This is a genomic window from Gemmatimonas sp. (assembly GCF_027531815.1).
In the GTDB taxonomy this organism is placed as follows: domain Bacteria; phylum Gemmatimonadota; class Gemmatimonadetes; order Gemmatimonadales; family Gemmatimonadaceae; genus Gemmatimonas.
The window spans coordinates 75,198-99,901 of record NZ_JAPZSK010000005.1 but is presented as its reverse complement, the minus strand read 5'-3'; the positions used below and the strand labels follow the sequence as shown (position 1 = coordinate 99,901).

Genomic DNA, 24,704 nt, shown 5'->3' with positions numbered 1-24,704 from the left:
GGTAGAGTTCACCTTCTGCCCGTGAGTTTCTTATGCACCGTACTCCTCGGCATCCTCAAGGGCCGCTCGTTGCGGTCGTCCTGCTGGGCACCGCACTCATGCAGGCGTCGCCACTTGCCACTCCCCTGGCGGCGCAGTCGGCGCGTGTCGGCATGGCGCACGCCCCTGTGGCGTCGCGTGCCATCGGCTCGGCCACGGTCATGGCGGCCCACGTCGTGAACATCACGACCACCGACTACGCCTTCGACATGCCGGCCACGCTGCCGTCTGGGCTCACCACCATGCGTCTCGCCAACAAGGGCAAGGAGCTGCACCACGTGTACTTGGTAAAGGTGCCAGCGGGGAAGTCGTCGAAAGACATTCTCGCGTGGTTCAAGGCGGGCGGTCCGCCGCCGGCATGGATGAAGCCGGTGGGCGGCCCCAACGCCTCGGCGGGCATCACCGAGTTCACCAGCACCCTCGAGGCGGGCGACTACGTGGCCTTCTGCGTAATCCCCAGCCCCGATGGTGCGCCGCACGTGATGAAGGGGATGATCAAGGACCTCAAGGTCACGCCGTCGGCCAACAGGAGCGCGGCGCCCACGCCCACGCGCACGCTGACGCTCAAGGACTACGACTTCATCTTCGACAAGCCGCTCACGGCGGGCAAGCACGTGATTGCGGTGAAGAACAGCGGCCCGCAGCCGCATGAGTTCTTCCTGGCCAAGCTGATGCCCGGCAAGACGCCCATGGAGATGGCGCAGTTCGCCGAGAAGCCCGTGGGCGCGCCGCCGGGGATCCCCTTTGGCGGCATTACCGACATTCTGCCGGGGCAGACGGTGTATCTCACCGTGGATCTGCCCGCGGGCGAGTACGGCATCATTTGCTTTGATCCGGATGTGAAGGACGGCAAGCCTCACCTGGCGCACGGCATGATCAAGCAGCTGTCGGTTCGATAGACCGGTCGGGGTCGGGGTCGAACCACGCGGGGCAACAGCGCGTGAGCAACGACGCGTTGGCGCCCACGCGTTGGCAGCAACGTGTGGGCACGAACGCTCTTGCACCAACGATGAGCCGCGCTGGCGCCAACGTGGAACACCAACGCAGGGCAACCACGTCACCTGCGCCCGAGACCACGCCCACGACGCCGGCACCGCCGCCCCCCGACCCCACCCCACGTTGTTGCCTCGCGTTGGTGCGGTTCGTGGTCGCCAGCGCGGCTCATCGTTGGTGCCAACGCGTTCGTGCCAACACGTTGCTGCCAACGCGTTCGTGCCAACACGTTGCTGCCAACGCGTGGGCGCCAACGCGTCGTCGCTCACGCGTAGTTCCCCCGCGGAGGAAGCCCCGTCGCTAGCGGGACAAGAAGAGCCACACCGCGCTGCCGATGCCAATGAGCGAGACCGCCCCTCGTACCCATGCCTGCGGCACCTTCTGCGCGAGTCCCGACATGGCGTAGCCGCCGGCGCTCGAGCCGATGGCCATGACCAGCGCAATGGGCCAGTTCACCAGCCCTTTCACCGCGAAGGTGATGGCGGCAATGCCGTTGAAGCAGATGCCGTTGAAGTTCTTGAGGCCGTTCATGCGATGGATGTTGGTCATCCCCATGAGGCCGAACGCGGCCAGCATCACGATGCCGGCGCCGGCGCCGAAATAGCCACCGTAAATGGCCACCACGTACTGCCCCAGCATCATGGCGCGCGTGGGCTCGATGGGCGTAGGGCCGTGCGGCACCTCGGTGATGTAATGCCGCAGCCACTGCATGACCTTGCCCTGAAAGGCAAAGAGCAGCGTGGCGCCGAACACCAGCCACGGCACGATTGCGCGGAACTGTTCATCGGAGGTGGCCATGAGCAGCGCCGCGCCCGTGAGACCGCCCAGCAGACTGGGGATGGCGAGCTTCACGGCCCACCGCTCGGCACCCTGCAGTTCGCGGCGATAGCCCATCATGCTCGCAAAGGAGCCGGGCCAGAGCGCCACGGTGCTGGTGGCGTTGGCGGCGACCGGCGTGACCCCGAGCCCCAGCAGCGCCGGGAAAGTGAGCAGGGTGCCGCCGCCGGCAATGGAGTTCACCGCGCCGCTGATCGCGGACACCGCGGCGATGGCGGCCAGTTGGGACGGAGTGGGCTGCGTGAGGAGCATGTCAGGAAGGATCACCCCGCGCGCGCGGCTCCGTCACCCCCGCACAGCGACGAGCGGTTCAGTGGAGCCGCCCCATCACCTCACCCCCATGTGCCGCGAGCGCTCAGCCCTGTCGCGACGCGAGCGCGAGGCAGACCCACCCCGCGATGAAGCAGACCCCACCCAGCGGGGTGATGGCGCCGAGGGCGCGGATGCCGGTGAAGGTCATCGCGTAGAGCGAGCCCGAAAAGAGCAGGGTCCCCGCCAGGAAGAGCCAGCCGGCCGCGGTGCCCACTGTGGACGGCGCGCGCGAAACCACCCAGGCCACCGCGAAGAGCGCCAGCGCATGGTACATCTGGTACCGGGCGCCCGTTTCGAACACCTCGAGCAGGCGTGGTTCGACCCGCTCGCGCAGGGCGTGCGCCCCGAAGGCGCCGGCGGCCACGGAGATGCCCGCGGAGAGTGCGCCGATGAGGAGGAAGAGGCGGTCCATTGGCCGAAATCTAGTGAGCGGCACTGTTGCACTGTAGAGTACGCGTAGCCTCTTTCCCCAAGGACGACCCATGCACCCCTTCCTCTCCCGGCCGCGCGCACTGGCGGCGGGTATCCTGTCCCGGCCGCGCGCACTGGCGGCGGGAATGCTGGCCGCCACCGCGCTCGCGAGCGCGTCGCTCTCGGCGCAGCCAGCGCCGCCCTCGGCCGGTCTCCCCCTCAAGGCCGCACGCACCCACACCTTCACCACGAGCAAGGGCACGTGGATGAGCGTCGATGTGTCGCCCGACGGGCAGACGCTCGTCTTCGACCTGCTGGGTGACCTGTACACCATGCCGATCACCGGCGGCACCGCCACGCGGCTCACCAGCGGCATGGCGTACGATGCCCAGCCGCGCTACGCACCCGACGGCAAGTCGGTGGTGTTCGTCTCCGACCGGTCGGGGGGCGACAACGTGTGGACGCTGGCGCTCGACACGCGCGACAGCACGCAGGTGACCAAGGGGAACAACAACCTCTACGTCTCCCCCGAGTACTCCCCCGACGGCAAGTACATCGTGGCCTCGCGCAGCGGTGGCCTGGGCGGCATTGCCAAGCTGTGGATGTATCACGTGGATGGGGGCAACGGCGTCCCGCTCAGTACCCAGCCGGCCGCCCCGCCGACGCAGAAGCAGATGGGCGCCGCCTTCGGCAGCAATCCGCGCTTCATTTGGTTCGCCACGCGCACCGGTGACTGGCAGTACAACAGCATCGGCCCCCAGTACCAGCTGGCCGTGTGGGACCGCGAGAACGGCCGCGTGTCGCAGATGAGCACGCGCTACGGCTCGGGCGCGCGCCCGGCGCTCTCCCCCGATGGCAAGTGGCTCGTGTACGCCACGCGCTTCGAGACCAAGACGGGGCTCATGCGTCGCAACCTCGAGACGCAGCAGGAGGAGTGGCTGGCGTTCCCCGTGCAGCGCGACGACATGGAGTCGCGCGCGCCCATGGATGCCTACCCGGGCTATGCCTTCACCCCCGACTCGAAGGCCATCGTCGTGAGCTACGGCGGGGAATTCTGGCGCGTGCCCATCGACAAGACGGCGCCCGTGAAGATCCCCTTCACCGCCGAAGTGAAGTTGGAGCTGGCCCCCGAGGTGAAGTTCGCGTACAAGGTGGACACCACGCCCACGTTCACGGCGCGGCAGATTCGCGACCTGCAGCCGTCGCCCGACGGCAAGTCGCTGGCGTTCACGGCGCTCGATCGCCTGTACGTGATGGCGTTCGCCGACATGAAGCCCGCGCGCGTGTCGAACGCGGCGAGCGGCGAGTTCAGCCCCGTGTGGGCCCCCGATGGCAAGTCGCTCGCGTACGTGACGTGGGAAGACGCGCGCGGTGGCCAGATCATGCGCGCCGATCGTGACGCCAAGGGCGTGTGGCGCACACGCGCCCTCACCACCGTGGCCGGGCTGTACACCGACCTGGCGTGGGCCCCCACCGGCACGCGTCTGGTGGCGTCGCGTGCCGCCGCGCGCGAAATGCAGGAAGCGGGCGGTGCTTTCTTTGGTCCTGCGGCCGCCGAGTTGGTGTGGTTGCCGGCCACCGGCGGCGCGGTGAATCTCATCATGCCCGCCGGCGGTATGAGTGCGCCGCACTTCACGAAGGACACCACGCGCATCTTCGCCTACAGCTTCAGTGGCGGGTTGCAGTCGTTCCGTTGGGACGGGACCGATCTCAAGACCCACCTGCGCGTCACCGGGCCCATGCCGCCGAACGCGGGGAACCTGGACGGCGCGCTGGTGGCCAAGGAAGCCAAGCTCACCTTTGGTGGTCGCGGCGCGCGTCCTGTGAGCCAGGGCATGCACCTCGACGATGGGCACGACATGGAGCCCACGCCGTCGGCGCCGCCCGCCTCGCTCATCGTGATGTCACCCAATGGCGATCAGGCGCTGGCCACGGTGGGCATGGACTTGTACACCGTCACCGTCCCCCTCGTCGGTGCGACGGCGCCCACGGTGAGTGTCGCCGCGCCGGAGGCGGCGCCGGTGCCGGTGAAGAAGCTCAACACCATTGGCGGCGAATTCGCCACCTGGTCGGCCGACGGGCGCAAGGTGCACTGGGCGCTGGCCAACTCGCTCTTCACCTACGATCTCGACCGCGCGAAGGTGGTGGACGATTCGCTCAAGGTCGAAGACAAGCGCAAGGCGCGACTGCGTGCCGACACCACGAAGGCGGTGAAGGACAGCATCGCGCGTGCCGACTCGATCGCCAAGGCTGACACCACCAAGAAGACCCCGCCCGGCTACAAGGCGAGCGAGCTGCGCGTCGAGGTGGCCGGCCAGCGTGACCTGCCCAAGGGCACGGTGGTGTTCCGTGGCGCCAAGGCGATCACGATGAAGGGGAAGGAGATCATCGAGAACGCCGACATCGTGGTGAAGGACCAGCGCATCGTGGCGGTGGGCGCGCGCGGCAGCGTGACCATCCCCGAGGGCGCCACCATCATCGATGCCACGGGCAAGGTGATCATGCCCGGCATGGTGGACACGCACTATCACCCGCAGTGGCTCACGCCCAACATCCACAACACGCAGACGTGGCAGTACCTGGCCACGCTGGCCTACGGCACCACTACCACGCGCGATCCGCAGACCGCCACGACGGACTTCCTGTCGTACAGCGATCGGGTGGAGAACGGGGAGATGATCGGGCCGCGCATCTACACCACGGGCCCCGGCGTCTTCAGCAGCGAGCCGGTGCGGGACCTCGCGCACGCGAAGGACATCCTCACGCGCTACGCGAAGTACTACGACACCAAGACGCTCAAGATGTACATGAGCGGCAACCGGCAGCAGCGGCAGTGGATCATCATGGCGGCGAAGGAGCTGGGGATCATGCCCACCACCGAGGGCGGGCTCGATCAGAAGCTCAACATCACGCACGGCATCGATGGCTACCCCGGCATCGAGCATACGCTGCCGATCACGCCCAAGTACGACGACGTCTTCGAGTGGTACAAGGCCACGCAGGTGGTGAACTCCCCCACGCTCGTGGTGGAGTACGGCGGCCCCTTTGGGGAGGGGTGGTTCTACCAGACGGAGAACCTGCTCGACGACGCCAAGCTGCGTCGCTTCACGCATCCCGTGGACTTCGACAGCAAGGTGCGTCGTCGTGGCGCCGGCAACGCCCCCGGCCCCGCGGGCTTCGCGGTGAAGGAGGAGTACGCCATGTGGCAGCACGCCGAGGATCTCGCGAAGACCGTCGAGCGTGGCGGGCGCGTGGGCATTGGCAGCCACGGGCAGCTGCAGGGGCTGGGGATGCACTGGGAGCTGTGGCTCGTGCAGTCGGGGGGCATGAGCACCCACGACGCGCTGCGGGCGGCAACGATCGTGGGCGCCGAGGCCATTGGGTTGGGCAGCGAGATCGGTTCGCTCGAGCCCGGCAAGTTTGCCGACCTGCTGGTGCTGGACCAGGACCCGCTGGTGAACATCCGCAACACCAACACGCTGCGCATGGTGATGGTGAACGGGCGCCTGTTCGACGCCAACACGCTCGACGAGGTGCACCCGCGCCAGAAGCCCATGGTGAAGCAGCCGTGGGCGTACACGGTGCCGGTGGCGGGGGCGGGCATTCGGCCGTAGTTGGAGGTCGACGGTCGTCGTGCACTCATGACTCAAAACCCGAACTCACCTCTCGAAACTGATCTGTTTTGAGTCGTGAGTTTGGGTTTTCAGTTATGGGTGGCGACTCTCGCGTTCAGGCGCCCAGCCAATGCGTCACCGGCCTGGTCAGGAACTCGTCGAGGGCGATCCCATCGCCTCCCACCAGCAGGGTCCGTGTTGGCCGAAACGCCCGCGAGAAGGCGGCGGTCCCCGCATGCGCCTGCGGCGCCCGCCCACTTTTCACTTCGATGGCGGTGAGGGTGCGACCGGCCTGCACCACGAAATCCACTTCGTGATTGCGTTCACGCCAGTAGTGCACGGTGCATTCGCCGCGCATGGCGGCATTCGCGAGGTGGGCGCCGACAGCGGACTCCACCAGCCGCCCCCAGAACTCGCGGTCGGCGCGCGCCTCGGTCATGGTGATGCCGCTGGTCACGGTCATCAGTGCCGTGTTCAGCACCTGCAACTTGGGGCTCGAGCCGCGACTTCTGGCAACGTCGCCGGCGTACTTGGGGAGTCCGCACACCATGCCGGCACTCGCGAGGAGGTCGAGGTAGTGCGCGAGCGTGGTGGTGTTGCCGGCGTCCTGCAACTGCCCCAGCATTTTCGTATAGCTCAGGATCTGCCCCGAGTAGCGACAGGCAAGTTCGAAGAGGCGGCGCAGGAGGGCGGGCTTGTCGACGCGCGTGAGGAGCAGCACGTCGCGCGAGATCGAGGTTTCGATGAGACTGTCGGCCACGTAGCGCGCCCAGCGGGTGGGATCGCCAATCAACGGGGCCGCGCCAGGATAGCCGCCGTAGAACAGGTACTCGTCGAGTGACCAGCCAAAGGCGCTCTGCATTTCGGCGAACGACCAGTGGGCCAGCGGGATGGTTTCGAAGCGGCCAGCGAGGCTGTCAGCCAGCCCCTGGGCTATCAGCAGCGGAGCCGAACCGAGGAGGACCACGCGCAGCGGGCGCCGCGACCGGGTATCCTCGTCCCAGAGGCGCTTCACGGTATCGGACCAGCCGGGAATCTTCTGGATTTCGTCGAGCACCAGCACCGCGCCGTCCGCGTGGGCGATGGCAAGCCGAGCGGCGTCCCACTGCTGGGCGATCCAGTCGGCGCCCTTGAGCGTCGGCTCGTCGGCACTGGCGCTCCGAACGGGTACCCCGAGGGTATCGGTGACCTGCTGGACGAGCGTCGTTTTTCCCACCTGACGGGGCCCGGCCACGACCTGGATGAATCGGCGAGGTTCGGCCAAACGCGCCGCGAGGGTCGCCGCCGCCAGGCGCTGGAACGGACGCTTTTTGCTCGTCATATTGAGTAAAATTACTCAATATTCTGCGTAAAACAACACTCGCTTGGTCGGGGCGTTCGGGGTGCGGGTTGTGGGTACGTGTTTCGCGTTGTGGGCGGCAGCCGGGTGCGTTCGGCGATTTGGTGGCGGGCAACACGCCCCGGCTGGCACCCGCTCACCCCGTTCGCTGCTCTCTTCGGGGGTGGCCGGGCGCACTGCCGTGCGCCGGCGTCACCCCCTCAGGGATCCGCTCACGGGGCGGCGGGGCCGCCGGGGCTGCATTGGTGCAGGGCGGCGCGGGGGGGCGCTGACCCTGGCGGTGACGCGGCCCCCCGCTCGCCGAGTTACACGGTGAAGGCGGCTGATCGTCGCATCACCTGAGGCGGGAGCACACTGTGAACCAGCAATCGACCGCACACGACTCGCGTCCGCTGCGTTACGGCATGGCTGCGGCGCTCGCACTCGGACTCGTACTGCTGGTGGGCAAGCTGGCGGTGGCACCCGTGCGCGGGGTGCACAATGCCGCCGAGTGCCACGATGCCTATGCCAGCGCGAAGACGCGAACCGACTCGATGTCGGTGGACTTCCTGTCATTCCCGGACCCCGCGCGGAGGCGGATCATGCGTCGCTGCCATGAAGTCCGTCCCGCACCGACAGGCGCTCCGGGGCGCTGAGGCACGCGGGCTGTCGGGAACCCGAAACCGATCAGTTCCGAGTTATGAGTTCGGGTTGTGAGTTCAAAGTTGTCCCCGACGCCGGTGCTCTGACCCCAGTTCCGCAGAGGCGCAGCCCCGGCGGCCCCGCCGCCCCGTGAGCGGATCCCTGAGGGGGTGACGCCGGCGCCTGGAGGAGCGGAGCGACGGAGGGCGCACGGCCACCCCCGAAGAGAGCAGCGAGCGGGGTGAGCGGGCGCCAGCCGGGGCGTGTCGTGCACGGGTGCTCTGACCCCAGCTCTGACCCCAGCTCTGACCCCAGCTCTGACCCCAGCTCTGACCCCAACTCTGACCCCAACTCTGACCCCAACTCTGACCCCAAACTCGAAACCCGAACTCACGACTCAAAACCGATCGGTTCCGAGTCATGAGTTCGGGTTGTGAGTTCGGAGTTGCCCCCGACTACTTCGGCCCGATCACGTACTCCTTGGGCGGCGTGGCGCCCAGCAAATGCTGCACGAAGTAATCCCAGCGGCGGCGCATCATGTAATTGGTGGCGGCGCCAAACCCATGCGCCGCGTTGGGAATCATGAGCAGGTCGAAATCCTTGCCCGCCTTGATGAGCGCGTCCACCACCAGGTACGTGTTGTCGGGTGGCACATTGTCGTCGAGCGTGCCGTGCGCGAGCAGCAGCTTGCCCTTGAGGTTCTTCGCCAGCGTCTGGTTGGCCTCGGCCTCGTAGTTGTCGCTCGCGCCGTTGCGCACGAGCAGGCCGTGATAGCGCTCGCCCCAGTCGTCTTCGTAGTTACGGTTGTCGTGATTGCCCGACTCGGAGATCCCCACCTTGAAGAAGTCCGGGTAACGGAACAAGGCGCCGGCCGTGGCGAAGCCGCCGCCGCTGTGCCCCCAGATGCCCACACGATCGAGATCGATGAACGCGTGCCGGCGCGCCAGTTCACGCATGGCCGCGATCTGGTCGGGGAGCGTGTTGTCGCCCATGCGGCCGTAGTAGGCGTCGTGGAACGACTTGGAGCGCGTCGGGTTGCCGGTGCCGTCGATGGCCACCACGATGAAGCCCAACTCGGCCAGCGCCTGGTTGTCGCGCGTGGCGGGCGAGAACTGCCGGCTCCCCACCGAGCCCCCCTGCGGCCCCGGGTAGATGTAGTTGATGATCGGGTACCTCTTCGTGCTGTCGAGCGTGGTGGGCGTCCACATGAGCCCGTGCAGATCCCACTTGCCGTCGCGATCCTTGGTGGTGATGCGCGTGGGCGGCTTCCAGCCGGCGGCGAGCAGCTTGCTGATGTTCCCCTGCTCCAGCGTGGCAATGAGCTTGCCGCTGTTCGCATCGCGCAGTACCGCGGTGGGGGGCAGGTCGGGGCGCGACCAGCTGTCCACGAAGTGCGTCCCGGTGGGCGAGAGCGACACGTTGTGGTCGCCGTCTTCCGGGGTGAGCAGCGTGAGCCCCTTGCCGTCCATGCGCACGCGGTAGAGATGACGGAAGTACGGGTCGCGTCCCGCCTCCTTGCCGGCCGCCGTGAACCAGATGGTGCGCGACTTGGGGTCGATGCGCTGGAGATCGAGTACCGTGCCGTCGCCGGTGGTGATCTTGTTCTTCAGCGTGCCGGTGGTGAGATCGTAGAGGTACAGCTGCCCCCAGTCGTCACGCTCGGAGAACCAGATCACCTCGTTGCTGGCGGGGAGCACGCGCCAGTTCTGGTCGCCGTCGCCGCTTTCGAACTGCGTGGCCACTTCCTCGCGCAGCACGTCGCGCACGTCACCCGTGACGGCGTCGGCCACGCGCAGCGTGGCGATCTTGTGATCGCGCGAATTGCTGAGGAATGCCACCTTGCTGCCGTCGGGGAACCACTCCGTGTCGGACAGCTTGCCGCCGCAGGCAATGTGGTCGCACACCGAGCTGCGGTGCTCGTCGGGGGGCATCCTGAAGCGTACCACCTTGGGCGCGGTGCCCGAGAGATCGACGACCACACGCTCGATCATGGTGACGGCGCTGTCGCCGGGGAGTGGGTACTTCCACTGCAGCAGCTCGGGGTGCCCCACCTTGTAGCGCACGAGGTACATCTCCCCCGTCTTGCGCTGGTCCTGCTGGAAGGTGGCGATCTTCTTCGAGTCGGGGGACCAGAGCAGGATGGCGCGGTTGCTGTGCACCCAGCCGGCGTTGTCGGTGGCGTAGCCGTAGTCGGGCGCGCCGTCGGTGGTGACCGGCGTTTCCGCGTTCGTGGCCACGTCACGCACCCACAGGTTCCAGTCCCGAATGAACGCCGCCTTGCTGCCGTCGGGGGAGAGCACTTCGGGGGCATTGCCACGATTGCGCGGGGTCGCGCGCGGTGTCTCCGGCGGGCAGGCGGCCCCGGCGGCGGCACAGTTGGTCTTCACCCCCTTGGCGTTCACGAGCAGGAGCGGCTGGGTGCCGTCGCTCTGCCGCACACGGTAGGTGAATCGGCCGTCGGGGAGCCACGTGGGCTGGACGCCGGTGTTGGAGACGAGGGGCTGCGTGTTGAAGCCGAGGAACTTCTCGGCCCGGGCGTAGTCGGCCGCGGTGAGCGCGCGGGGTTGGGCGTGGGCCACCACGGGCGCGAGCAGGGCCCAGGGGGCGGCCGCCGCCACGGCGGTCAGGAGTACGGAGCGACGCATCGAATGGTCTGGGGTAGGGGAAACCAACTCCGGAAATTCGCCCCGCGGGGCGGGACGGGAAAGTCCGGCGCCCACCCCTGAATCCTTTGGGCCATCTTTGGGCTCTCCATGATGAGGACAACGGGCACCCGTCCGGGACCCGTTCACTCCCTACCCTCACCGGAGTCGTTGCCATGTCTGCCCTGCTCAAGAAGAACGTCGGACCGATCGATCGGGCGCTGCGCTTCGCCCTTGGCATTGCCCTGCTGTCCATGGCCTTCACCGGCCCCAAGGCAGCGTGGGGATTCCTGGGCATCATCCCGCTGCTCACCGCCACGTTGAGCACCTGCCCGCTCTACACGATCCTGGGCTTCTCCACCTGCAAGGTGCGCCAGCCCTCGTGATCAGCGATGCGGCGCTGCTGGCCGCATCCGCGGCGGGAGACACCGGTGCCTTCGAGACGTTCATGCGAAGGCACCAGGCGCCCGTGGCGCGCTACCTGCGCACCTTCACCGGGGCGGCCGACGTGGACGATGCGGTGCAGGAGACCTTCATCGCGGTGTGGCGCAGCGCCGTGCGCTTTCGCGGCACCGGTCACGACGGCGGCGCGCGCGGGTGGCTCTACACGATTGCCCGCCACGCCGTGCATCACCAGCAGCGGCGTCGCGTCGATGAGCCGGCGCAGCTGGAAAGCCTCGAGCAGCTCGCCGAACAGGCGGGCTGGGGGAGTCTGCCGGAGGTGACGGCCACCGGCGACGATCGCCCGCTGCAGGAACTGCTGCAGGTGGCCTTGGCGCGCCTGCCGCAGGAGGAGCGCGAAGTGCTTACGCTGCGTGAGCTCGACGGGTTCACCGGCGACGAAACGGCGGCGATTCTCCACGTCAGTGTGGCGGCCATGAAGAGCCGTCTCCATCGCGCCCGCATTCACCTTGTTGCCGTCGTGCGCTCACTCGAGCAGGACGCGCCGCCGCGCCCTTCGTCTCCCGCCGCCACTCACACCGGTGCCGCACCATGAACGATCAGGGACTCGACACCATGGTGGCGGGGGTGCGCTGCCGTGACGTCCTGGCCGACCTGTCGGAGTATCTCGACGGAGCGCTAAACGCGCCGCGGGTGGCCCAACTGCAGGGACACGTGGCCGAGTGCAGCCACTGCGCGCGGTTCGGGGGGCACATTGCGCGCACGCTTACCGCGCTGCGACGCGCGATGCCCGCGGAAACGCGAGATCAGGGACCGGCAATTCTCGCCCGCATCGCCGCCTTGCCGAGGTAAGCGCGGTGAGCGCCGAGTTGTTTGCATGAGAGTCGAGCTGACAGCCTGAGACGTGAGCTTGGATAGCGGTGAGCGTTCAGCCTTCTCGAGGTGAGAATTCCGGGTCGCTCGCTGCTCACCGCTGGCCAACTGACGTTTCACCGCTATCCGGGCTCACGTCTCCCTCTCACCCATTCCGCGCTGATGCTCACCGCGCGGATCTCACGTCTCACTTCTCGCGCGCCAGCGCGGCAGCGGTGCGGAGCCCCACGGCCGCGAACGTGAGCGTGCCGTTGCAGCACCCCGCGGTTGGCTGCGTGGGTGCGCCCGCCACCCACAAATTCTCGTGGTCGTGCGCGCGTCCCTCGGCGTTCACCACGCTGCGCGTGGGGTCGGTCCCCATGCGGCAACCGCCGGTGGGATGCTCCTGCCCCAGGTCGTTGGCACTGTTCTCCATGCGCAGGATCTCACCGTTCCCCGCCCGGGCCATGCGGCGGAACAGTTCGCGCAGCTGTTCCTCCTGCCACGCGCGCAGCGCCGCACTTTCCGGGGCATCGCGGAAGGCGACGTTGGGCATGGGGTCGCCGAAGCGGTTGCGCTGCGTGTCGTGCAGCGTGAGCCGGCTGTCGCGATCGGGGAGTACGTCGTAGTAGCCGCGCACCCGCGCCGTGGCCCCCTTGGCGCGTCGCTGCCAGTCCTGCAGCATGGCGTCGCCTAGCAGCAGGGCGCTGTCGTCGCCACGCAGCCGCGGTTCGCGTCCCACGCTCGACTCCCAGATGCGCAGGTCGTGCCGCAGATAGCGCGACTGCTTGCCGGGGCGCATGAACTGTTTACTCACCAGCGAGTGCTGCGCGTTGATCCCCGGCAGCAGCTCGAGTGGCAGCCGCAGGTACGCGTTCACGTTGCGATGCCCGGCGAGATAGCGCCCCACGAGGCCGCTGCGGTTGGCGAGCCCCTCGGGGAAGGCGCTGCTGCGGGAGAGCAGCAGCAGATGCGGCGACCACACGAAGCCGGCCGCCAGCACGAACGTGGTGGCGCGAATCTCCACGGGCGCGCCGCTCCGGTCGGTTCGGTTGCCGGTGGCGTGCGTGATGCGGCCGGTGCGCGCATCGGCCTCGAGGCGGCGCACGAGTGTTTCGGTGAGCAGCGTGACCTTGCGCTCACGCACCAGCGTGTCCCACGTGAAATCGGGAGAGTACTTGGCCCCGGTGGGGCACACCGGGTAGCAGCTGTCGCACCGCTGGCACTGCGCGCGCCCCGCAAAGGGCGTGCTGTTCTTCGCGCTCGGCGTGCTCCACGCGGCAATGCCTGCGTTCCCGGCCCACTGCTGCAGCTGCGCCAGGTTGTGGTTCACCGGGAGTGGTGGCAACGGATACGGCTTGCCACGCGGATCGAGGGCGGGCGGCCCCTGTTCCCCCGCCACGCCCATGCGCTCCTCGGCTTCCTGATAGAACGGATCGAGATCGTCGTAGCTGAAGGGCCAGTCGTCGCCCAGGCCGTACAGCGACTTCACCCGGAAGTCCTCGGGGGAGTAGCGCGGTGACACGCCGCCCCAGTGCATCGCCAGCCCGCCCACATGCATGCTGGGGGAATAGCCCCATGTGGTGCCGAAGGCGTTCTGGTCATCGAGGTGGTCCGACTTCCACGGGCTTTCGCCATACGCCAGGTAGCGTTCGCGCGCGGCGGTGCGCTGCGCAAAGGGTGTGGTGTGCGCCCCGGCCTCCACCACCAGGATGCGGCGCGACGCATGCTCGGCCAGGTGCGCGGCCATCATGGCCGCAGTGATGCCGCTGCCGATGATGCAGATGTCCGTCTCGTGTACCGCCGTGTTGCCGTCCTGGATGATCACGTGGTGCCCCCGGCCGGGGTTGCGGATGTGACGGGCGTGGCCGCGGCCGGCGCCAGCGGCAGCGGCGCGCGCATGGCATCCTCGAGCTTGCGGCAGGTGAGCGGCGACACCTGGGCACCCAGCGCGAGATTCCACGCCTCCGGTGACGTGCTCCAGTGTGCCAGGAGCGCGAGCGCCACATGGCGCGCCACCAGCGGCGCCGGCAGCCGCTCCCCGACTTCGGTGCGCAATACGGCCTCCACCACCGCCGTGCGCTGCGCCGGCGTCGCGCGTGTGAACGGCACGCGCTGGGATTTGCGCGACAGCATGTCGAGCGCATCGAGCTGCGCGCGCCAGGCGGGCACCGGGTCGGCGGGCAGGTAGCGCACGTCGGCGTAGCCGTAGCCGTGCATCTCTTCCGCCACCGGGTCGTACCCATCGGCCCAGGCCACGAAACGGTCGGTGGCCGCGCGCACTCCCGCCTCGCCCAGCACGGCCGGCAACACGGTACTGGCCAGCGCATCGAGCAGCGCGCGGTCGAAGCCCACCCGGCGCGCGGCGGGCTGCTCGTCGACCGTGGCGGGTTCCTTCACATCGCAGGCGCTGCTGCCCACGGCGGCGGTGCCCACCGCCAGCACGCCGGCCGTCTTGAGGAACTGCCGGCGCGCTGGCACGGGCGGGGGGGCGTCGTCTGGTTGCATGCGGCTCAAATGACCGCGCGGGGGGTGATGTCGCAAGCGGTAGCGCTTGATCCTTGCGCGTCAACGGGCGAGCGTTCCTCAGCGTCGCCGGCAGGCGTTGGCTGGCCGGTTCGCGCCCATCACACCACTCGCACTGACACCTTCTCGGGGCATCTCCATGATCCGCACTGGCTCGGCCGTCTGGCACGGCACCATCAAGGACGGTAACGGCACCATCACCACGCCGAGCGGCGTGCTCAGCGCCACCCCGTATTCGTTCAAGCTGCGCTTCGAGGACGAAAGCGGCCGCAACGGTACCAACCCCGAGGAGCTCATCGGGGCGGCGCACGCCGGGTGCTACTCCATGGCCCTGTCGGGGCAGCTCACGCGGGCCGGCTTCACGCCGGAATCGCTCGCGACGACGGCGGCGGTGACGCTGGAGCAGAAGGATGGCGGCTTCGCGATCACGAAGGTGCACCTCACGCTCGACGCGAAGGTGCCGGGCATTTCGGCCGAGCAGTTCCAGGAGCTGGCCAACGCCGCGAAGGTGGGGTGCCCCGTGTCGAAGGTGCTGAACGCCGAGATCACGCTCACGGCCACGCTGGGCTGAGTCTGCAGGCGCGGGGGCTTGCCCTCGCGCCCCTCCACGGGAACTCACAACTCAGAACTCCAACTCACAACTCGGAACTGATCCGTTTCGGGGTGTGAGTTCGGGGTGTGAGTTCGGGTTGTGAGTCGTGCGTGGCGATGTTGCCTCTGTCCTGGAAACGTTATATATTCATTGTTGCGTATGTCTGCATTGATGAACCACCGCCGGAGAGCGTGACATGGCCGTCAAGCGCATGGGGCCGGAGTTGCTGGAGATGGTGGCGGAGCGCTTCAAGGCGCTCAGCGACCGCGCTCGCCTGAGCTTGCTGCAGGAGCTGCGCGGCGGTCCACGCACGGTGAACGAGCTGGTGGAGGCCACCGGCATGGGGCAGGCGAACGTGTCGCGGCATCTGTCGCAGCTCTTCGCCAACGGCCTCGTGGCCCGCGAGCGCGATGGCGTGTACGTGCGCTACGAACTGGCCGACAAGGACGTGCTCAAGCTGTGCGAACTCGTCTGCGGCCGGCTCGAGACCGAACTCACCGAGCGCCGCAAGGTCATCGGCGGGCGGTGATCGGGGGCGCAACGTTGCGCCAGAGAAGAACTCAGGACTTGCGACTCGAACTCAAAACCGAGAACTCGAACTCAAGACTCGGAACTCGAACTCAAGACTCGGAACTGACCGGTTCTGAGTTCTGAGTTCGGGTTTTGAGTCATTAGTCTCTAGTCTTTAGTCTCTAGTCTCTAGTCTTTAGTCTTTAGTCGCAGGTCAACCGACCCCATCGACCATGCGCTCGAGCGCGGCCATTGGCACCGCTCCCACCTGGCGACTCACTTCTCGGCCGCCGTGCATGAGCGTGAGCGTGGGGATGCTCCGAATGCCGAAGCGCATGGAGACGCCCGGGTTCTCGTCGGTGTTCACCTTGGCCACCAGCACGCGCCCCTTCTGCCGCCGCGCAAAGTCGGCGAACACCGGCGCCATCGCCTTGCAGGGGCCGCACCAGTCGGCGTAGAAGTCCACCAGCACCGGCACCGTGCTCTTGGCCATCACCGTATCGAAGGTGGCGTCGGTGAGCGTAATGGGGGCGTCGACCGTCAGGGCACGGCGGCAGGTGCCGCACACGGGCGCCCCACTGGCGGCCTGCATCTGCACCCGATTCAACTTGCCGCAGGAACCACACGGCACGATGGCGTGCCGTGTGGGCGTGTTGGTGCTGCTCATGGAAACTCCGAACGTCTGGGAATTAGGGTCAGCGTGAAGATTGCGCCGGTGCGCGGCATCCGAACAAGCCCAGCCGCGCGAGGATCTTCTCGAGCGGGCAGAAGCTGGTGAAGCTCGACTGCAGCAGGTTGAAGCCCACGAATGCCGTGAAGAAGAACCAGTGCTGCGACACGGTGAAGCCCAGCAGCACCGAAAGCAGGATGAACACGCCGGCAAAGCGGCGAATGACGTTGTCGTTGCACATCAGTCCACGGTCTCCGTGTGAAGCGGGGAATCGGCCAGGGGCGGCGCGTGCTTGCGCAGTTCCCAGTACAGCAGGGGTACCACCACCATGGTGAGCAGCGTGGCCACCACGGCGCCGCTCATGAGCGCCACGGCGAGCCCCTGGAAGATCGGGTCGAGCACCATCACCAGCCCGCCCACCACCACCGCCGCGGCGGTGAGGGCAATGGGGCGGAAGCGCACCGCCCCCGCCTCGAGCACCGCGTCCACCAGCGACCGGCCGCGCGCTTCCTCCAGCTGGATGAAGTCCACCAACAGAATGGAGTTGCGTACGATGATGCCGGCCAGCGCGATCATGCCGATCATGCTCGTGGCGGTGAAGAACGCGCCGCCAATGGCATGCCCGGGCAGGATGCCGATGAGCGTGAGCGGAATGGGGGCCATGATCACCAGCGGAATGGTGAAGCTCTGGAACCACCCCACCACGAGCACGTAGATCAGCACCAGCACGATGGCGAAGGCGAGGCCGAGGTCACGGAACACCTCGATGGTCACCTGCCACTCGCCGTCCCACTTGATGGCGGTCTCGCTGAGCGATTCCGGCTGCACGGCGTTGTAGATGCCCACGCGCGCGCCGTTCACCTCGATGGCCTCGATCTGGCGGTTCATGTCGAGGATGGCGTAGACCGGACTTTCAACTTCGCGCGCCACATCGCCGGTCACGTAGATGGCCGGGCGCAGGTCCTTGCGGATGCGCGACCCTTCCCGCGTGCCCTCCACCACCGTCACGAAGCGGCCCAGCGGTTGCGGCCCCTGCATGGTGGCCATGGGCAGCGCCAGCAGCGCGTCCACGCTCGAGCGCTGTGCCAACGGCAGCCGTGGCACGATGGCCACCGCTTCCTTCGCCGTGGGCGTGCTCGCCAGCCCCGCCGGCGCTCCGCTGAGCGCGAGATACAGCGTCTGCGTGATCTGCTCCACAGTGGCCCCCACCTCGGCGGCCCGCATGCGATCCACCCGGAAGGTGCGCTTCTGCTGCGGCGCCTCCACCGTCCAGTCCACATCCACTACGCCGGGCGTGCTTTCGAACACCTGCTTCACGGCCTTCGCTGCCTCCAGGCGCGACGCGTCGTCAGCCGCATACACCTCGGCCACCAGTGTGGAGAGCACCGGCGGCCCCGGCGGAATCTCCGCCACCTTGGCCGACGCGCCGTACTGCTTCGCGATGGAATCGACTGCCGGACGCACCGCCACGGCGATGTCGTGGCTCTGGCGGTCGCGCTCGCTCTTGCCCTTGAGGTTCACCTGTACGTCGGCCACGTTGGCGCCGCTGCGCATGAAGTAGTGGCGCACGAGCCCGTTGAAGTTGAAGGGCGCCGCCGTGCCGGCGTACACCTGCGTGCTCACCACTTCGGGCACCGTGCCGAGGTACGCGGCAATCTCCGAGGCGGCCCGGTTGGACGTTTCCAACGACGTGCCCTCGGGGAAGTCGAGCACCACCTGGAACTCGCTCTTGTTGTCGAAGGGGAGCATCTTCACCTGCACCGCCTTGATCCCCACGAGCCCCATGCTGCCCACCAGCAGCGCCACCACCACGCCGTAGAAGGCGAATCGCGTACCCGTGTTCTCGATGAGCGGCGTCATGAGGCGGTGGTACAGCTTGTCAGTCTTGCCCCCTTCTTCGGGCGGGTGCTGGATGGAGCCATGCCCCGCCACCACATGCCCCTTGAGCAGGCGGTAGGCCAGATATGGCGTCACGATGAACGCCACCGCCAGCGACGCCAGCATGGCCACGCTCGCGCCCACCGGAATGGGACGCATGTAGGGGCCCATGAGCCCGCTCACGAACGCCATGGGCACGATGGCCGCGATCACCGTGAAGGTGGCCAGGATGGTGGGGTTGCCCACCTCGTCCACGGCGTCGATGCTGGCGATGTCCGCCGGCCGGTTCCCCATCTGCAGGTGGCGGTAGATGTTCTCCACCACCACGATGGCATCGTCCACGAGAATGCCAATGGAGAAGATGAGCGCGAAGAGCGTGATGCGGTTGAGCGTGTAGCCCAGCGCGTAGTACACGAACAGCGTGAGCGCCAACGTGACCGGCACCGCCACCAGCACCACCAGCGCCTCGCGCCAGCCGAGGAACAGCCAGATGAGCAGCGTGACCGAGACGGTGGCAATGATGAGGTGGAGAATGAGCTCCTCCGCCTTCTCGCCGGCCGTTTCGCCATAGTCGCGCGTGACATCCAGCTGCACACTGGCCGGCACCAGGCGGCCCTTGGCCTGCTCCACGCGCGCCAGTACGGCGTGCGTGACGTCGGTGGCGTTGGCGCCCTTGCGCTTGGCCACGGCAATGGTCACCGCCGACTCGGCGGCACCGCTACCGGTGCGGTGCGATACGTAGCTCGTGAGGTCGCCGAAATCATCACGCACGTCGGCCACGGTGCGCAGATACACCGGAGCGCCGCGGCGATTGCTCACCACGATGCTCCCCACCTCCCGCGCGTTGGTGAGCGGCGCGCCCACGGCGATCTGCACCACGCTGTCGCGCGCGGTGAGTTCGCCGGCGTCGAGACGGGCGTTGGCCTGCGTGAGCGCCATCGCCACCTCTCCCGGCGTCACGCCACTCGCGGCCAGCCGCGCGGCGTCGAGCACCACCTTCACCTGCTTCGGCGCGCCCCCGGTCACGAACGTTTCCGCCACCTCGGGTACCGTCCGGATTTCGTCTTCGAGGTGCACGGCAATCTGGCGCAGCTCGTTCGCGTTGCTGTTCGCGGCGTGCAGCGTGAGCGTCAGCACCGGCACGTCGTCGATGCTGTGCGCCTTCACGATGGGCGGCAGGGCGCCCGGCGGGGCCTTGTCCATGGCTCCGGCCAGCTTGGCCTGCACCCGGGTCACGCTGCGCTCCTGGTCTTCGCCCACCTTGAAGCGCACCGTGACCATGCTGTAGCCGTCGCCCGACATGGTGTACACATGGTCCACCCCCGGGAGCTCCATCATGCGCTGTTCGATGGGACGCGCCAGCAGATTCTCCGCTTCCGCTGGCGAGGCGCCGGGCATGGCGGCGATCACATCGATCATGGGCACCGAGATCTGCGGCTCTTCCTCGCGGGGCGTGGCCATGAGCCCCAGCACTCCCACGGCCAGCGACGCGAACGTCACCAGCGGCGTGAGCTTGCTGTTGAGGAACGCCTTCGCGACGCGTCCCGAAATGCCCCAGGACTTGAGGCTGCTCATGTGCCCGCCTTGGGCGACGCGGAGCTTGACCCATTCGTCGCCCCATTCGTCGTCCCGTTGCTCGCCGCCGGAATCACGATGACTTCACCCGCCTTGAGCCCGCCGGTGATCTCGGCGTGCGTGGTGGTGATGGTGCCCACGCGCACCCAACGGCGGTCGTCCACCCCGTTGGCGCGCACGATCACCCCCACCAGATCGCCGTCACGCACGAGCGCCGCCACCGGCACGACCAGCCCGCTCGTGGTGCCGGTGGGCAGCGCCACCGTGGCCGCGCTGCCGGCGCGCAGGGCGCCGCTACGGTTGGCCACCACGGCATTCACCGTGAACAGATTGCCCGCGTTGGCGGGCACGACGCCCTCCACCGTGGCCGTGACCGCCTGGCCATCGATGGTCGCGTTCAGCCGGGCGCCGCGCGTGAGGCCACGCACCGCTTCCGTGGGGGCCGACACGCTGAGCCGCAGGCTCGAGGCATCCTGCACCGTGATCAGCGGCATGCCCGGTGCGGCGAAGGTGCCCGGATCGGCGTGGCGCATGGTCACGATACCACTGAACGGCGCGCGCACGGTGGCGTAGCTGCGTACAGCATCGAGTTCACCGGCGCCGGCCCGTGCGGCGCGCAGCCCCGCCTCGGCGCGGGCGAGCCCGGTCATGGCGGCATCGTACTGCGCCCTGGTGGCGGCACTGTCGTTGTAGAGCGCCGTGAAGCGCGCCGCGTGCGCCGACGCCTCCCTGTGCATGGCCTCCGCGTCGGCAATGGACGCCGATACCTGCGCCGCCTTGGCGGTGAGATCACGGGCGTCGACCTCCACCAGCACCTGACCGGCGCGCACCGCATCACCCTCGTGCACCCGTACCGCGGTCACCGTGCCCATGAGCTTCGTGCTCACCATGGCCTGCTGCATGGGCTCGGCCACCCCGCTGGCCTCGAAGGTCGTCGTAATGGTGGTGTCGGAGAGCGTGAGCGTGGTGCCCTCGAGGCGCGGCGTGGCGGCCGGTGTCCGTGTGCCGTTGGCCGAATCGTCGGCCTTCTCCGATCCGCCGCACGCCCCCAGCACGAGGGCGCCCAGGGAAAGTCCGGTCAGCAGCAGCGCCGACGGGCGGCGCGAAATGATCGTGGTCATCGTCGTCGTCATGGAGTCGGGTCCTCGTTGCGGACATCATTCGTGGAAGCGGCGTTCCGGCCATCGAGCTGCGCGAGGGCGCCGGGGTCGGCGCCAATGGCGCGGCGATGCTGGGCCAGTGCGTCTATGAGCGTGTAGCGCGCGGCGGCCTCGGCCAGCGCGGCCCCGGTGGCGGCCGTCTCCGCGCCCAGCAGTTCAGCCACGGTGGCCAGGCCACCGGCGTAGCGCTTCTCCACCAGGCGGTGCGCTTCGCGGCTCTGTGCGGCGGCCATGGTGGCCAGGTCGAGTCGCTGCAGGGCGAGGGTCACACCACGCGCAGCCGCCTCGGTTTCTACCCGGGCGTTCACCTGCGCCGCTTCCTCTCCCGCGCGGGCGCTGCGGGCGCGCGCCGACGCACCGGCCACATCGGCCAGTTCACTGGCCCCGCCGAAGAGCGACCACGAGCCCATCACCCCCACCGTCCAGTTGGGCCGGCCGCCATAGAGCGTAGTTGGCGAGTTGTAGTCGTAGCGCGCGAAGCCGTTGACCCGCGGCAGCAGCGTGGCCGTGGCGCGCTGGCGATCGGCGGCGGCGGCGCGGGCGCCGAGTTGGGCGGCGCGCACGTCGTCGCGGGTGAGCGCGGCAGGACGTTCACCGCTGCCCATGGGCGTGCTGCGGGCGAAGGCCCGAACCACGGAGTCACCGGGCAGCGACGTCGGCAATGCCACCTGGGCCGTGTCGGTACGCCCCAGTAGCATGGCCAGCTGCTGACGGGCCGTGATGGCGTCGTTGCGGGCGGCCAGGAGCTGTGATTCGATATCACCGGCGCGCACGCTGGCCTGCAGCTGGTCGGCCTTGGTCACGAGCCCTTGGCGCACCATGCTTTCCACCTGCCTCACGGCCGACTCGGCGGCGCGCCTGGCCTGGGTGAGCATGGCCACCTTCTCTTCGGCCAGCACGGCGCCGTAGTAGGCCTTCACGACCATCGCCCGGGTGTTCACCGCGGTCCAGTCCGCCATGGCGTCGTGGGCATCGGCCGCCGACCGGGCGGCGCGCCAGCCGGTAAGGGCGTCGGCGTTGAAGACCGGCACCTCGAGCACGAGACCGCCGGTCATGTTGTTCACCGGCGCCGGGTCGTTGAGCCGGGCCGGGTCGAAGGCGGCCGGCGTGACGGCACGCTGACGCAGCGTGGTGCCGAAGGCGCCGATGGGGTCGGTGGTGCGGACGAATCCGCCCTCGACCCGCGCCGAGGGGAGGATGCCCTTGAGAGGGAGCGCCGCCTGGGCGCGGCTGCTGGCGGCATGGGCCGTGGCCTGTCGGTTGGCAAAGGCCCGGCGGTCGGCCTCCGCCAGCGCGTCAGCGAGGCGGAGGGGCGACTGCGCCGCGAGCAGCCCGGGGAGGGCGAGCGACGCGGCGGCGATCCAGGAGATTGGGTGGGTACGCATATGCACATATTACTAAATGCGTATATCCAGGGCAAGGGTTGGAGGGGATGGGTGAGGGGGCAGGGAGCAGTGAGCAGGGTCCCCTGCCTCCTGCTTCCCGCCCCCTGCTTCCTGCTTCCTGCGTCCTGCTCCCGGCCACCTGCCCCGCAGGCGACTGACGGCGATTCCCGTTCAGGGTTCGGAGTCGAGGGTTGAGAGTCGTGGGTGTGGGCGGTACCACCCCGCACGCTTTACCCACGACCCCCGACGCTGAACGGGGTTGCGGTCAGTCGCCCACACCGGGCGCTGTGCATGGCGAGTTGCACGGCATGAGTCTCGTCAGGTAAACGACAATCCCTTCCCCTGCTTCCTGCCTCCCGCCCCCTGCTCCCTGCCCCCTAATCCTCCAGCCCTCACGAGCGCCCGCCGCAGCGCCCGCCGCACCGCCCTACTTGAGCGTCCGCTCGAAGAACGCCCACACCCGGTTCCACGAGTCGATCTGCTCCGGCGAGTCCTCCCGCTCCAGCGTCTGCCGATTTACGCGGCGGCTGAACGTATGCCCCACGCTCGTCGGGCCGGGGGTCGGGTTCACATACACCTTCGTCTCGGCCAGCGTGGGCTGCCGCGCCTGGAGCGCGTCCACGAGCGGGCGCGCCTCCTCGAAATTCACGTCCTCGTCGTTCGTGGCCACGTGCACCAGCAGCGGGTACTTGAGGCTGTCCACCCAATAGTACGGCGACCGGCGGATGTACTCGGCCCGATTCTCGAACGGGAGCCCCTTGAGACCGGCCTGCGTGGCGAACGAGCGCTGGTACGACGGGCCCTTGAAGGACAGACGGAAGAGCAGGTTGGTGACGGGCACGATGGCCGCGCCGGCCTTGAAGGGGGAGCCCTCGGCCTCACGCGTGAGCAGCAGCGACGTGATGTAGCCGCCGTGGCTCCACCCCATCACGCCGAGGCGGTCGGGGTTCACATACGGGAGCGCCTTGAGCATATCGGCCGCCGATTCCACATCGTCCACTTCCATGCCGCCGTAGTCGATGGCGTTGTGGTGCTCCTTCCCAAAGCCGGTGCTGCCGCGGTAGTCGGGGGTGATGATGGCGTAGCCGCGCTGCACCGCCTCCCGGATGAAAGGCCAGTAGTTCTGGTCCATGTTGCCGTGCACGCCGCCGTGGACCCACACCAACGCCGCGTGTTGCCGGGGCCCCTTGGGGGTGAGCGGCTCGAACAGATAGGCGGGGATGGTCATGCCGCCCGCCTGACTCTTGTAGGTGACCTTGGAGAACTTGAGCACCCCCTTGGCGCGGGCCGCGAAGATGCTGTCGGTGGCGGCCTTGCTCCTCATGGCCCGTTCGTAATCGGCCACGGGGTGATCGTCGGGGCGATTGCTCACATAAAGCAGCCGTGCGCGGGCCGAATCCATGGGGACGACCTGACGCCGGGACGATGGCGCGTCGTCCTGCGCACGAAGCGGCAGGGCGGTGGCGGCGCAGAGCAGCGAGGCGGAGAGCCAGGGGCGGAGACTGGGCATCGGCAGCTTTGGATCGGGGTGGGGCGAAACGTGCCGCGGCGCCCGGGGGGCCGTGCACAGGCTATGCGGGTTACGCTCGCCGACCGGCATTCGCTGGTCGCGAGCGGCGAGCGCCTCCCCCACTCGTGGCCGGGGGCCTCTGGGGGCAGATTCCACGGTCTGCACGAGCCACCGTTGCCTCGCTTCCCAGTCTGCCATGCGCCCCACCTCTGCTCGTATCACCGCCGTCACGGCGGGTGTGCTGTCGCTTACCGCGTTGCTGGCGGCGTCCACTCCACTCGCGGCCCAGGCGCTCGCGCATACGCAGGGCGCCGCCGATCGCGCCCTTCCCACCGAAGGGGGTCAGGCGGCGTTTGCCGCCATCGCCGAAATCGTGCGACTGCTGGAGGCCGACCCGACCACCGACTGGTCGAAAGTGAATCTCGAGCGACTGCGGCTGCATCTGCGCGACATGGATCTCGTCACGCTGCAGAGCCGCGTAACGTCGGCCCCGGTGGCCGGGGGGGCGGTGTTCACCGTGCGTGGTACGGGCGAAACGATTGCCGCCATCAAGCGCATGACGGCAGCGCACGCGGGCATGGTGGAGATGATGGGCGGCCCACGCATGGCGCGCACCGAGCTTCCCGATGGTGTGCGGCTGGTGGTCACCGCGCGCAGCGGTGACGCCGAGTCGGGCGCGGTGCGCATCCGCGGCCTGGGCTTCATTGGTCTGCTGGCGAGCGGCGATCATCACACGATGCATCACCTCATGTTGGCGCGCGGCGAGGCCATGGCCGACCACGGGCATCGCTGACGGGGCGCGTACGGGCATGACAGCGGCGGTCCGGTCCGCCGCG

At 68.3% G+C, this 24,704-nt stretch carries 21 protein-coding genes; 9 read left to right on the top strand and 12 right to left on the bottom strand.

From position 1 onward, the window contains the following. The first annotated feature begins 32 nt into the window (after positions 1-32). Positions 33-938, top strand: coding sequence for a hypothetical protein (locus O9271_RS06665; protein ID WP_298267459.1), 906 nt, complete (start codon positions 33-35; stop codon positions 936-938). A gap of 394 nt (positions 939-1,332) precedes the next feature. Here O9271_RS06665 and O9271_RS06660 read toward each other — a convergent pair whose 3' ends face one another. Beyond that, positions 1,333-2,121 carry a sulfite exporter TauE/SafE family protein gene (locus O9271_RS06660; RefSeq protein WP_298267457.1) on the bottom strand — a complete coding sequence of 263 codons (789 nt, stop codon included), beginning with the start codon at positions 2,119-2,121 and terminating at the stop codon, positions 1,333-1,335. Between the two features lie 103 nt (positions 2,122-2,224). Next, positions 2,225-2,593, bottom strand: coding sequence for a DUF423 domain-containing protein (locus tag O9271_RS06655; RefSeq protein WP_298267454.1), 369 nt, complete (start codon positions 2,591-2,593; stop codon positions 2,225-2,227). Positions 2,594-2,663: 70 nt separating this feature from the next. Here O9271_RS06655 and O9271_RS06650 point away from each other — a divergent pair, with 70 nt between their 5' ends. Beyond that, positions 2,664-6,206, top strand: coding sequence for an amidohydrolase family protein (locus O9271_RS06650; RefSeq protein ID WP_298267452.1), 3,543 nt, complete (start codon positions 2,664-2,666; stop codon positions 6,204-6,206). 115 nt (positions 6,207-6,321) lie between these two features. Here the strand turns inward: O9271_RS06650 and O9271_RS06645 are convergent, their stop codons facing one another. Beyond that, positions 6,322-7,527, bottom strand: coding sequence for an ATP-binding protein (locus O9271_RS06645; protein ID WP_298267450.1), 1,206 nt, complete (start codon positions 7,525-7,527; stop codon positions 6,322-6,324). 374 nt (positions 7,528-7,901) lie between these two features. Between O9271_RS06645 and O9271_RS06640 the strand changes: the two genes are divergently transcribed. Next, positions 7,902-8,180: a hypothetical protein gene (locus O9271_RS06640; protein WP_298267447.1), complete on the top strand. Its 279-nt coding sequence runs from the start codon at positions 7,902-7,904 to the stop codon at positions 8,178-8,180. Positions 8,181-8,621: 441 nt separating this feature from the next. On the opposite strand, the gene O9271_RS06635 is transcribed toward O9271_RS06640, so the two are convergent. Continuing rightward, positions 8,622-10,811, bottom strand: a complete 2,190-nt coding sequence (locus O9271_RS06635) for a S9 family peptidase (RefSeq protein ID WP_298267445.1) — start codon at positions 10,809-10,811, stop codon at positions 8,622-8,624. A gap of 173 nt (positions 10,812-10,984) precedes the next feature. On the opposite strand from O9271_RS06635, the gene O9271_RS06630 reads away from it, so the two are divergent. The 3 genes from O9271_RS06630 to O9271_RS06620 are packed head-to-tail and all read left to right on the top strand — an operon-like array spanning position 10,985 to position 12,062. Continuing rightward, entirely contained in the window at positions 10,985-11,194 is a 210-nt protein-coding gene (locus O9271_RS06630; RefSeq protein WP_298267443.1) for a DUF2892 domain-containing protein, read from the top strand. Beyond that, positions 11,191-11,805: an RNA polymerase sigma factor gene (locus O9271_RS06625; RefSeq protein WP_298267441.1), complete on the top strand. Its 615-nt coding sequence runs from the start codon at positions 11,191-11,193 to the stop codon at positions 11,803-11,805. The genes O9271_RS06630 and O9271_RS06625 overlap by 4 nt, the downstream gene beginning before the upstream one ends. Continuing rightward, a complete protein-coding gene (locus tag O9271_RS06620) occupies positions 11,802-12,062 on the top strand; it encodes a zf-HC2 domain-containing protein (protein ID WP_298267439.1) in 261 nt (86 codons plus the stop codon). Before O9271_RS06625 ends, O9271_RS06620 begins: the two co-directional genes overlap by 4 nt. 208 nt (positions 12,063-12,270) lie before the next feature. Here the strand turns inward: O9271_RS06620 and O9271_RS06615 are convergent, their stop codons facing one another. Together O9271_RS06615 and O9271_RS06610 are read right to left on the bottom strand one after the other, a co-directional pair. After that, positions 12,271-13,890, bottom strand: a complete 1,620-nt coding sequence (locus tag O9271_RS06615) for a GMC family oxidoreductase (RefSeq protein WP_298267437.1) — start codon at positions 13,888-13,890, stop codon at positions 12,271-12,273. Next, positions 13,887-14,570: a gluconate 2-dehydrogenase subunit 3 family protein gene (locus O9271_RS06610; protein WP_298267435.1), complete on the bottom strand. Its 684-nt coding sequence runs from the start codon at positions 14,568-14,570 to the stop codon at positions 13,887-13,889. Before O9271_RS06610 ends, O9271_RS06615 begins: the two co-directional genes overlap by 4 nt. A 157-nt stretch (positions 14,571-14,727) precedes the next feature. Between O9271_RS06610 and O9271_RS06605 the strand changes: the two genes are divergently transcribed. Together O9271_RS06605 and O9271_RS06600 are read left to right on the top strand one after the other, a co-directional pair. Further along, a complete protein-coding gene (locus tag O9271_RS06605) occupies positions 14,728-15,159 on the top strand; it encodes an OsmC family protein (protein ID WP_291263619.1) in 432 nt (143 codons plus the stop codon). 217 nt (positions 15,160-15,376) lie between these two features. Then, a complete protein-coding gene (locus tag O9271_RS06600; RefSeq protein ID WP_298267432.1) occupies positions 15,377-15,709 on the top strand; it encodes a metalloregulator ArsR/SmtB family transcription factor in 333 nt (110 codons plus the stop codon). Between the two features lie 195 nt (positions 15,710-15,904). Here the strand turns inward: O9271_RS06600 and trxA are convergent, their stop codons facing one another. The 6 genes from trxA to O9271_RS06570 all read right to left on the bottom strand — a co-directional run bounded on the left by trxA (position 15,905) and on the right by O9271_RS06570 (position 23,868). Further along, positions 15,905-16,357: a thioredoxin gene (gene trxA, locus O9271_RS06595; RefSeq protein WP_298267428.1), complete on the bottom strand. Its 453-nt coding sequence runs from the start codon at positions 16,355-16,357 to the stop codon at positions 15,905-15,907. A gap of 28 nt (positions 16,358-16,385) precedes the next feature. After that, positions 16,386-16,601 (bottom strand): DUF2892 domain-containing protein, encoded by a 216-nt coding sequence (locus tag O9271_RS06590; protein ID WP_298267426.1) that lies wholly within the window; start codon positions 16,599-16,601, stop codon positions 16,386-16,388. After that, positions 16,601-19,813, bottom strand: coding sequence for an efflux RND transporter permease subunit (locus tag O9271_RS06585; protein ID WP_298267424.1), 3,213 nt, complete (start codon positions 19,811-19,813; stop codon positions 16,601-16,603). Before O9271_RS06585 ends, O9271_RS06590 begins: the two co-directional genes overlap by 1 nt. Beyond that, positions 19,810-20,946 (bottom strand): efflux RND transporter periplasmic adaptor subunit, encoded by a 1,137-nt coding sequence (locus O9271_RS06580; protein ID WP_298267422.1) that lies wholly within the window; start codon positions 20,944-20,946, stop codon positions 19,810-19,812. Before O9271_RS06580 ends, O9271_RS06585 begins: the two co-directional genes overlap by 4 nt. Then, positions 20,943-22,358 carry a TolC family protein gene (locus O9271_RS06575; RefSeq protein WP_298267419.1) on the bottom strand — a complete coding sequence of 472 codons (1,416 nt, stop codon included), beginning with the start codon at positions 22,356-22,358 and terminating at the stop codon, positions 20,943-20,945. The genes O9271_RS06580 and O9271_RS06575 overlap by 4 nt, the downstream gene beginning before the upstream one ends. A gap of 427 nt (positions 22,359-22,785) precedes the next feature. Further along, positions 22,786-23,868: an alpha/beta fold hydrolase gene (locus O9271_RS06570; protein WP_298267416.1), complete on the bottom strand. Its 1,083-nt coding sequence runs from the start codon at positions 23,866-23,868 to the stop codon at positions 22,786-22,788. Positions 23,869-24,064: 196 nt separating this feature from the next. Here O9271_RS06570 and O9271_RS06565 point away from each other — a divergent pair, with 196 nt between their 5' ends. Next, positions 24,065-24,661 (top strand): hypothetical protein, encoded by a 597-nt coding sequence (locus tag O9271_RS06565; RefSeq protein ID WP_298267414.1) that lies wholly within the window; start codon positions 24,065-24,067, stop codon positions 24,659-24,661. The last annotated feature ends 43 nt before the right edge of the window (positions 24,662-24,704 follow it).

Excerpts from the sequence above, each read along its gene's own strand:
- O9271_RS06665 (WP_298267459.1), top strand. The coding sequence starts at position 33 with ATGCACCGTACTCCTCGGCATCCTCAAGGGCCGCTCGTTGCGGTCGTC.
- O9271_RS06660 (WP_298267457.1), bottom strand. The coding sequence starts at position 2,121 with ATGCTCCTCACGCAGCCCACTCCGTCCCAACTGGCCGCCATCGCCGCG.
- O9271_RS06655 (WP_298267454.1), bottom strand. The coding sequence starts at position 2,593 with ATGGACCGCCTCTTCCTCCTCATCGGCGCACTCTCCGCGGGCATCTCC.
- O9271_RS06650 (WP_298267452.1), top strand. The coding sequence starts at position 2,664 with ATGCACCCCTTCCTCTCCCGGCCGCGCGCACTGGCGGCGGGTATCCTG.
- O9271_RS06645 (WP_298267450.1), bottom strand. The coding sequence starts at position 7,527 with ATGACGAGCAAAAAGCGTCCGTTCCAGCGCCTGGCGGCGGCGACCCTC.
- O9271_RS06635 (WP_298267445.1), bottom strand. The coding sequence starts at position 10,811 with ATGCGTCGCTCCGTACTCCTGACCGCCGTGGCGGCGGCCGCCCCCTGG.
- O9271_RS06630 (WP_298267443.1), top strand. The coding sequence starts at position 10,985 with ATGTCTGCCCTGCTCAAGAAGAACGTCGGACCGATCGATCGGGCGCTG.
- O9271_RS06620 (WP_298267439.1), top strand. The coding sequence starts at position 11,802 with ATGAACGATCAGGGACTCGACACCATGGTGGCGGGGGTGCGCTGCCGT.
- O9271_RS06610 (WP_298267435.1), bottom strand. The coding sequence starts at position 14,570 with ATGCAACCAGACGACGCCCCCCCGCCCGTGCCAGCGCGCCGGCAGTTC.
- O9271_RS06605 (WP_291263619.1), top strand. The coding sequence starts at position 14,728 with ATGATCCGCACTGGCTCGGCCGTCTGGCACGGCACCATCAAGGACGGT.
- O9271_RS06600 (WP_298267432.1), top strand. The coding sequence starts at position 15,377 with ATGGCCGTCAAGCGCATGGGGCCGGAGTTGCTGGAGATGGTGGCGGAG.
- trxA (WP_298267428.1), bottom strand. The coding sequence starts at position 16,357 with ATGAGCAGCACCAACACGCCCACACGGCACGCCATCGTGCCGTGTGGT.
- O9271_RS06590 (WP_298267426.1), bottom strand. The coding sequence starts at position 16,601 with ATGTGCAACGACAACGTCATTCGCCGCTTTGCCGGCGTGTTCATCCTG.
- O9271_RS06585 (WP_298267424.1), bottom strand. The coding sequence starts at position 19,813 with ATGAGCAGCCTCAAGTCCTGGGGCATTTCGGGACGCGTCGCGAAGGCG.
- O9271_RS06580 (WP_298267422.1), bottom strand. The coding sequence starts at position 20,946 with ATGACGACGACGATGACCACGATCATTTCGCGCCGCCCGTCGGCGCTG.
- O9271_RS06575 (WP_298267419.1), bottom strand. The coding sequence starts at position 22,358 with ATGCGTACCCACCCAATCTCCTGGATCGCCGCCGCGTCGCTCGCCCTC.
- O9271_RS06570 (WP_298267416.1), bottom strand. The coding sequence starts at position 23,868 with ATGCCCAGTCTCCGCCCCTGGCTCTCCGCCTCGCTGCTCTGCGCCGCC.
- O9271_RS06565 (WP_298267414.1), top strand. The coding sequence starts at position 24,065 with ATGCGCCCCACCTCTGCTCGTATCACCGCCGTCACGGCGGGTGTGCTG.